Annotated in this window: 1 protein-coding gene; it reads right to left on the bottom strand. The window is 37.2% G+C overall.

The features are described 5' to 3' along the window. Positions 1–317, bottom strand: a 317-nt coding sequence (locus ACVCXO_RS08710; protein WP_452229202.1) for a hypothetical protein, incomplete at both ends; no start/stop codon positions are given.

The following is a 317-nucleotide window of genomic DNA, read 5'->3' as shown; positions in this document are numbered from 1 at the left end:
AATAGTTACATTAATATCATCCGCACAAGCTTGAAGTTCTACGATATTATCTGCATTCCAAGTATCTGCTAAAGTTTGGTTATTATCACCATCACATTCTATCGTTTCATCTACTACATTACAAGCAGTAAGATCTGGACCGATAGAATCGTTAAGTGTAAGAATCGCAACAAGTATAGTTTCGTTATCACAATCATCTGCAACGGTATAAGTAACTGTTAATGTACCACCAGCTCCACAAGTGGAAGCAAGGTTTGTGTACGCATAATCAGAAGTTACATCAAAAACAGCATCTGTATCACAAGCATCTGTACCGC

Source organism: Lacinutrix sp. MEBiC02404 (assembly GCF_053601575.1).
This window is presented reverse-complemented; position numbering and strand designations above follow the sequence as displayed.